We start from the raw sequence: 3,371 nt of genomic DNA on the forward strand, positions 1-3,371 counted from the left end.
GCCGCGACGGCGTTCGCCTATTTGTTGGTGGTCTTGCTGTTTTCGTTGATGGGCAGCTTCATCGCGTCGTCCGCGCTTTGCATCATAGCCATCGCTGCTCTCGCTTACTACTTTGCGCCGCCGGCGTTCAGCCTGCGTATCGATGACCCCCAAGATCTGCCGGTGGTTGTTGCATTCTTTATTGCCTCGATTGTGGGAGCGCACCTGATCGGAAAGCTCCGCCAGGAAAGAGAGGCTGCGCGTGTCGTTGCGGCCAAGCTTCAGCGGAGTGCGGCCGATTTGGAGGATCGCGAAAAGCGATGGCGCGCCATCTTCGAGCACAATCCGGCCATGTACTTCATGGTCGATAAAGCCGGCACTATCCTCAACGTCAATACGCTCGGCGCGACACAACTCAGCTATGCTCGTGCTGAACTGATCGCTCGATCAGTGCTGGACGTATTTCTCGAGGAGGATCGCGCTTTCGTTCGCGAATGCGTTCGGACGTGCCTTGAGGATGTGGGACAAACGCGCACGTGGGACGTCCGGAAAGTCAGGAAGGACGGCTCGGTGTTGTGGGTACGTGAAAACGCCAAAGCCATGCTCTGGGGCGATGAGCAGCCCATTGTCCTTATCGCCTGCGAAGATATCACGGAGCGAAGGCGGACCGAACTTGCCCTGCAGCGGAGCGAAGCACATTTGGCCCAGGCGCAGGAGTTGAGTCACACAGGCAGCTTCAGCTGGAACCCCACTACGGGCGAGGCCTTCTGGTCAAAGGAAACATTTCGCATTTTCCAATTAGATCCTGACACAGTGCAGCCGGGGCCGCAGCTCGTCGTTGAGCGCACTCATCCAGATGATAGGGCTTCCGTTAAAGAAATTATCGATCGCGCGATGCGAGACCCGAGCGATTTCGAGCACGAATACCGGCTTCTGCTACCGGACGGCTCGGTAAAGCACATCCATGCGCAGGCACGAGCGACGAGAGCAGCCTCTGGTGACATCGAGTTTGTTGGGGCAGCTACGGATATCACGGCGGCGAGGCGAGCAGAACAGCAGCTGCGCCGCAGCGAGGCCTATCTGGCCGAAGCCCAGCATCTCAGTCACACGGGCAGCTGGTCCTGGGACGTCTACGGTCTAGATTTCGTGTATCGCTCCGCCGAGGTCGATCGTCTGTTCGGCTTTAGCCCACAAGAGCCGGTGTCGATCGAGACCATTCGATCGCGCATCCATCCGGAGGACTTGCCGCGGCTGGAGGAGGTGCAGCGCCAGGCGATTGAACACAAGGAGGGGCGGTTCGAATATGATTTTCGTATCCTTCTACCGGATGGCGGGATAAGACGCATACACTCCGTTGCGCATGTGGTGGTCGGCAGCGATGGCAACGTCAGCGAGCTGATCGGAACACATATGGATGTGACCGAGCAACACGCAGCTAGGGAACGCCTGGAAAACACACTTGCCGCGCTACGCGAAAGCGAACAGCGCTTTCGCGACTACGCCGAAACAGCTTCCGACTGGCTCTGGGAGACCGGGCCGGATCATCAGGTCACTCGCTTATCCGAGCACACCAGCGCTGCGGGAATTTTGGCGACAGGATTGATCGGCCTGCTTCGCTGGGACTTTGCGTGCGACGTCGAAGAGGAACCCGAGAAGTGGCGGCAGCATCGGGCGACGTTGGAGGCCCATCTTCCGTTTCGGGATCTCGTCTATCGCACCGTGAATCGGACAGGTTCTCCGATCTACGTCCGCACGAGTGGCAAGCCTTTTTTCGATGGAAAGGGCAAGTTTCTCGGCTACCGTGGCGTCAGCACTGACATCACCGCTACCATTCGCGCCGATCAAGCCGAACAAGAACTACGAAAGGCACAGTCGGAGCTTGCGCATGTGACGCGTGTAACGACTTTAGGAGAGCTGACAACCTCCATCGCCCACGAAATAAACCAGCCACTCGCCGCTATTATCAGCAACGCGGATGCGTGCCTCGGTTGGATGGGCCGGGAAGCGCCTAATCTTTCCGCCGCGCGCTCTTCGGTGGAGTGGATCATCGAAGACGCAATCCGGGCAAGCGAGGTGATCCGTCGTATTCGCGCGCTCGCGAAGAAAGGCGAGATTGAGATGGTGCCGCTCGATATCAATGAGGTCGTTAAGGACGTCGTTGCGCTGGTAACACGAGAGCTGGTGAGCCACCGAGTGACATTACGAACCGAGTTGACGGCAGGGCTGCCTAGGATCCTCGGCGATCGGATTCAGCTACAACAGGTGATGATCAATCTGGTGATGAACGGAATTGAAGCCATGGATGCAGTTACAGACAGGACGCGCGAACTGCTGATTCAATCATCGAAGGACGATGTGGGGCACGTCCACCTTGCCGTGACCGATTGTGGCGTCGGCATCGCCGAGAACGACGCGGACCGCGTCTTGGATCCCTTCTTCACCACCAAATCGACTGGCCTTGGAATGGGTCTTGCGATCTGCCGGTCGATCGTGGAATCTCATGGAGGACGACTGTCGATGGTCCACAAAAATGGACCGGGCGCGACGTTCCAGTTTGCCTTACCGCTGCATAAGGAGGCCGTCTCGTGACTGCACGATTTGACGCGCCAGATCAAGGCAGCAATGCCGAGGCCTCGACAAAGGCGACCGTCTTCGTCGTGGACGATGACATCTCCATGCGTCGCTCGCTTACGAATCTTTTTCAATCGGTAGGGTTAGGCGTCATTGCATTCGGATCGGCGCGCGAAATGCTGCAGAGCCCAATCCCGGACGTTATTAGCTGTCTGGTTCTTGACGTCCGGCTGCCAGGCTTGAGCGGCCTTGACTACCAGACCGAGCTAGCGAGGTTGAACATACATACTCCGATCATTTTCATTACCGGCCATGGCGACATTCCAATGACTGTCAGGGCCATGAAGGAAGGAGCGGTCGATTTTCTCAGCAAACCGTTTCGCGATCAGGAACTGCTTGATGCCGTGGTTGCGGCGACCGAACGCGATCGCAAAAGACGGGAGGCTCAGCAGACGGTCGCGAACCTGCAGTCTTTATTTGAGACCTTAAGCCCGCGCGAGCAGGCGGTGATGAAACTGGTCGCTGCCGGCCTGATGAACAAGCAGGTCGCCGCCGAGCTTGGGCTCGCCGAGATTACGGTCAAGATCTACCGGGGACACGTAATGAAAAAGATGCGTGCACGCTCGCTGGCCGACTTGATCAGAATGACTGAGACGCTGGGAGTTCGCACTAATCGTCCTGAACAAACCCAAGTATGATTTTACAATTTCATCAGTCGAGCCCACTTTTCGCGCAAGGTGGCTAATGCTTGCAGCCGCTATTTCCGCTCCAGGAGGGCTCGTCTTGTCCACGCCTTTGATTTCCGTCGTTGACGACGACGC

The 3,371-nt window shown here is 57.5% G+C and carries 2 protein-coding genes; both read left to right on the forward strand.

Features of this window, described 5'->3' with window-relative positions:
• The coding region (locus D6B98_RS39435) for a PAS domain S-box protein (RefSeq protein ID WP_126262235.1) at nt 1-2,568 on the forward strand (2,568 nt) is incomplete at its 5' end.
• Complete coding sequence (locus tag D6B98_RS39440; RefSeq protein ID WP_126262236.1) at nt 2,565-3,248, forward strand: response regulator transcription factor; 684 nt, start codon at nt 2,565-2,567, stop codon at nt 3,246-3,248. The genes D6B98_RS39435 and D6B98_RS39440, both read left to right, overlap by 4 nt.
• The last annotated feature ends 123 nt before the right edge of the window (nt 3,249-3,371 follow it).

The sequence above is a fragment of the Bradyrhizobium sp. LVM 105 genome (assembly GCF_003957705.1).
GTDB classification, from domain to species: domain Bacteria; phylum Pseudomonadota; class Alphaproteobacteria; order Rhizobiales; family Xanthobacteraceae; genus Bradyrhizobium; species Bradyrhizobium frederickii.